Genomic DNA, 5,368 nt, shown 5'->3' on the forward strand with positions numbered 1-5,368 from the left:
GTATAACACCCCTGCCACAGCTCCGTCCCGCTCAATGGGAACGAAGCTTCGCAGTATATAGCTTTCAGAATCAAGCAGATCAACCGTCTTATCAGATATGTGGGCTCCCTTTGCGGCTTCCTCCTCAAAGGAAAGCACTCCGGAAGCATCTATGATTTCACCATTGTTTAAAAGAACGCGGTCGCCTGGCAGTAAGATTTCCAGGCGGGATAAGATATCGCTGGCTTTATACTCATTTAATACCTGGATGGTTTCTTCGCCCTCTATGTCTTCATAATTTGCAAGGATAGCAGCAATTACCTTTAGCTGATTTTGATCGCTTGTAATATGCTGCATAATATCCTGAGTTAAATTCTGCGCTGCCTCATGGAGCTGTTCAAAGCAGCTTTCCTCAGCAATTTCACTGATCCGATACATCAAAGCAATAGACAGGCATCCAATCACCACGGCGAGAAGCAGCGTAAAAATCATAATTTTACGTCTGTGTATCCACCTTCTCATTTTGTTTCACGGCCTTTCCAATCAAATTTGCACATTTTCTATTGTAATGAATATTCAGCCGTATTACAAGATGATTTTCTCCAAAATCTAGTGCTTTTTTCCTATTTTATTTTTATGATTGATTGAGAATGTTCATAAATTCTTCCCCGGTAATGGTCTCCTTTTCATAGAGGAACTGGGCCAGCTCATCCAGCTTTTCCTTGTTCTGCTCCAGAATTTTTTTCGCCTTCTCATGCTGTCTTTTTACCAGCGCAACCACCTGTCTGTCAATTTCCGTCTGGGTCTCGGCGGAGCACGCTAAGGAGGTGTCCCCTCCCAGATACTGGTTATTTACAGTTTCCAGGGCCACCATATCGAAATTTTCACTCATGCCGTAGCGGGTGATCATGGCCCTTGCAAGCTTGGTGGCCTGCTCAATGTCGTTGGAGGCTCCGGTGGAGCAGGAATGGAAAATCAGCTCCTCGGCAGCCCGGCCTCCAGTGTAGGTGGCGATCTTGTTTTCCAGCTCAGCCTGACTCATGAGATAATGGTTGCCCTCCTCCACCTGCATAGTGTAGCCCAGCGCCCCTGAGGTGCGGGGAACAATGGTAATCTTCTGCACCGGTGCGGAGTTGCTCTGTCTGGCGGCAACCAGCGCATGGCCGATTTCATGATAGGACACAATGCGCTTTTCTTCATCTGTCATAATTGCATTCTTTTTCTGATATCCGGCAATCACAACCTCGATGCTCTCCTCCAGATCCGCCTGGGTTGCAAAACGCCGCCCATCACGGACAGCCCGGAGGGCAGCCTCATTTACGATATTGGCAAGCTCCGCGCCGGAAGCACCTGATGCCATACGCGCAATCTTGTTCCAGTCCACATCACCGCCCGCCTTGATCTTTTTGGCATGCACCTTTAAAATATCCTCGCGCCCCTGCAGATCAGGCAGCTCCACAGGAACCCGGCGGTCAAAACGGCCCGGACGGGTCAGAGCCGGGTCAAGGGATTCCGGACGGTTGGTGGCAGCCAGTATGATAACGCCTGTATTGCCCTCAAAGCCGTCCATCTCCGTCAGAAGCTGATTGAGGGTCTGTTCTCTCTCATCGTTTCCCCCAAGCTGCCCATCCCGCTTTTTGCCGATAGCGTCAATCTCATCGATAAACACAATACAGGGAGCCTTCTCCTTGGCCTGCTTAAACAGATCTCTTACCTTGGACGCGCCCATTCCCACAAACATTTCCACAAACTCCGAACCGGACATGGAGAAAAAGGGCACATTAGCCTCTCCGGCTACCGCCTTCGCCAGCATGGTCTTACCGGTTCCGGGAGGACCTACCAGCAAAATACCCTTTGGCATAGATGCGCCGATCTCCTTATATTTTTGCGGATTATGGAGATAATCTACAATTTCGGACAAATTTTCCTTGGCCTCATCCTCACCGGCCACGTCGGAAAATTTGATGCCTTCCGAGGATTTCACATAGACCTTTGCATTGCTTTTTCCAAACATCATAGCATTGGGACCGCCCGCATTTTTCATGATTTTCTTGGACATATACTGCCCCAGGGCGATAAAGATGGCAATGGGCAGTATCCAGCTGACCAGAAAGGACAAAAGCGGATCCGCCTGTTCAATGATTTCCCCGGAAAATTTTGCCCCGGAGTCAAAAAGCCTCTGGGTCAGGTCCGTGTCAGGCATCATGCCTGTTTTATAAATCACCTTGTTTTCCTTATCAGTGAAAATAATCTGGTTTTCCTCCTGCTGCACCTCCACCTGGCCGATTTCCTTATTTTCGGTCATGGTCATAAAGGTGCCGTAATCCACTTCTATGATCTGCCGCTGTGCCAGCCAGGGCATAGCCAGAAAATTAAACAGCAGCAAAACCAGCATTACAACGCCATAATAAAAAATCAAGGGTTTTTTGGGGGGTTTTACTTCGTTCATATACAGTCTTCCTCCTTATGTGTGATCAATGGCCCCGCCCCTAAGTAATGGTATTTTATCACAAAAAGAGGATTTTGCACAAGGCTTGTAAAGCATCCCGCGTCTTATCTTTCAGCATTCTCCTGCGTATCATTCAGCTTCTTTACACTGTCTCTGACAATCAATTCGTCGCAAATCTGAATTTTGGTGCGCACATCCTCCTTTTTCGGTTCCAGAATTAATTCCACAAGGCGCTTTAGAGCAATCTGTCCGAATTTTTCCTTATGCACCCGAATGGTAGTCAGGGCCGGAGAAGAAATGGTACAAAAGGGAATATCATCAAAACCGATAATGGAAATTTCCTCGGGAATTTTATAGCCATGTTGCTTTAATGCCCGGATAGCCCCAAGAGCAATATTATCATTGTCCGCGATAAATGCCGTGGGCAGCTTCTTTCGGAAATCAAGCTGCTCCTTCATGTCTATGTAGGCTCCTTCCACAGTAGGAGTCAGAAAAAACTGATAGTCCGAATCCACTGCAATCTTATGTCTTTCCAAAACCTGTTCATACCCCACCTGGCGGTCTTTAAAATTCTTGATGCGGATATTACCTGCCAGATAGCCAATTTCCCGGTGTCCGCATTCTATGAGATATTCTGTGGCCTGAATCACGGATTCTGTGTTGGAATGGAAAACCGTATGAAACTTCATATTCTCCATGGAGCAGTCCAGCATCACCAAAGGGCCCTGAAATCTTTCAAAGGGTCGGGCGTCCTCTTCCGTCATTTCTGTTGCCAAAAGCAGGATCGCACAGCCCGTCTCATTTAACAACTGCTCCAGGGCTTCTTCATAATCCTCCTGTTGCTTGGAAAGCGTGCATAGTGTCACTTCATATCCCAGCCGTCTGCTTTCTTTGGTCACCCCTTCAATCACGGCGGTAAAAAACGGAGTTTCAGCACAAATGGTACCGCTATCCTTAAAATTTACAAATTTAATTTTTTTTACAGGAACATGATCTAGAAATCCATATTCCCGGGCCACCTCCATTATTTTATCGCTGGCTTCCCTGCTGACTGTGCGTCTTCCACTGATGGCATTGGATACTGTGGCTGGAGAATACCCTGTTAATTCACTGATTTTCTTTATGTTGATTTTCATAAATTCATATTCCTTCCCGTAGCTTCCATTCCCCTTTTTACTGGAAAAATCTGTATTATGGTTATTTTATATGACAACCGTGGTAAAATCAACGTGCAATCTCCTTTTTCCATTCTACCATCTCCTTTTTATTCCGCCGATCTATCTGCACACAGGTAGACTAGAATATAGGGCTTTGCAGGCAGGGCAATCTGAAACCGTCCGCAGAAGGTACCGCAGAAAGTCCTCGTCATCTCCCATGTATCGACGATCTCCACCTTAAAGAGAGTGCTATCATCTATATAGAAGCTTCTAAAAGAGGGTCTTTGTGTCCCATAGTAAAACAGATAACAGGACTTTTCAGGAAAACGAGTTTCCTCACAAGCCGCCGTTTCATCCCAGCAAAAAGATGCAGGAGATAGCGCCGCAGCTGGCAGTTCTTGTAAAAATTCCCGCAGAAATCGGATACGGCTTGGGCTCTCTCCGTGGAGAACGCCTCCATGGGACCACCAAATCACTCCGTCCTCCCACAGATAGGTCTCCCCATGTCCTGCATAACCGCCTCTGCAGGCAGATTCCCAAAACCGCCGCACCAGCTCCTCTGCACTGATATTACCCCAGCCAAACTCCAGGTTGCCCTCATAAGCAATCTCGTCTACAATCACAGGCTTTTGGAACCGTTCCCTCCATTCGTCCACAAGCTCCCCCGTAAGAAAACGGCTTTGACGCTGGATACAGCAATGGGTAATCCAAGGCTTATTGTAATCATAGAAAGCGCCACAGTTATGGATAGAGCGCAAATGACGGTAAGGATCTTTTCTGCAGACAATTTCAGCAAAACGCTCCCAATCCTTCTGAGTTTTGTCTCGCATCAGATCATATTCATTGGCAAAGGACCACCAGACATTTTTAAAGGCGGCATATCTTGCCATCACATAATTCCAGTACAAATCATCCTGCTCCCTGGTCATGAAGGAAAAACCCCATCTGTCATAAGGATGCATGAGGATAAGATCAGCCTCTATACCCAGCTGATCCAAGCTGCAGACAGCCTCATCCAGCGCTTTAAAATGCTCCACATTAAAATATGTATAGTCAAAATGATTTCCCTCTCTGCGCCCTGTAAATTCTGCAAAATTTTCAGCCGTCAGTTTTGTGCTGTCAACAGGCGTTCCCACATAAGGATAGGTTGTGGGCTCATGGAGATTGTAAATATAGTGCTTTGGAAAAATACAAAAACGGATTTTGTTAAAATATCCTTGTTTTAATGTGTCCAGGGTCTGGCGTCTGGTCTCCTCCTTTTGAAGCTGCCACACATAACAGGTAGTCCCAAACGGATAGTAGGGCGTGCCGTCCTCATAGGCAAAATGATAGGTCTGGGACACTCTTACCATTCCATGATTCTGACCGCAGGCAGGCACAACCTCAAAGCTTCCCTCATATACCTGGCCAGAAAAGCTCCCCTCGATGCGGTAGGTATATACTTCTTCAAAAGAAGGCATAAAACGTACCTTGTAGACACCTTCCCCATCATAAAAACCGTCCACCTCCACAGTTTCCTGCCTGCAGCAAAAGGTTCCCCGGATCGTGGCATCTACAAAGGGATTTCCATCCCTCTTCCCAGTACAGGATATCTCAAAAACCTTCCACCTTTCTACTGTTATTGCTTTCTCTTGTGTATTGATGTTCATTTCCCATTTCCTCCTTATTTTCTTCCACTTTTTTCTTCTCTGTTTTTTTGTAAATATTTTAGTAAATATTTTTATTCATTTTTATATATTGAATATCTCATTTTAAGTAAATAATGTCAACTAAATTATTATTG

The 5,368-nt window shown here is 46.1% G+C and carries 4 protein-coding genes; all 4 read right to left on the reverse strand.

Translation table 11 applies throughout. From position 1 onward, the window contains the following. Positions 1-501, reverse strand: a 501-nt coding sequence (locus AC1WIP_RS10675) for a hypothetical protein (RefSeq protein WP_481141813.1), incomplete at its 3' end; no start/stop codon positions are given. Positions 502-613: 112 nt separating this feature from the next. Continuing rightward, entirely contained in the window at positions 614-2,428 is a 1,815-nt protein-coding gene (gene ftsH, locus AC1WIP_RS10680; RefSeq protein ID WP_481141814.1) for an ATP-dependent zinc metalloprotease FtsH, read from the reverse strand. A gap of 104 nt (positions 2,429-2,532) precedes the next feature. Next, a complete protein-coding gene (locus AC1WIP_RS10685; protein ID WP_481141815.1) occupies positions 2,533-3,564 on the reverse strand; it encodes a substrate-binding domain-containing protein in 1,032 nt (343 codons plus the stop codon). A 128-nt stretch (positions 3,565-3,692) separates the two neighbouring features. Continuing rightward, on the reverse strand, positions 3,693-5,234 hold the full coding sequence (locus AC1WIP_RS10690; RefSeq protein WP_481141816.1) for a DUF5605 domain-containing protein: 1,542 nt from the start codon (positions 5,232-5,234) through the stop codon (positions 3,693-3,695). Between the last annotated feature and the right edge of the window lie 134 nt (positions 5,235-5,368).

It is taken from the genome of Acetatifactor sp., from assembly GCF_982438285.1.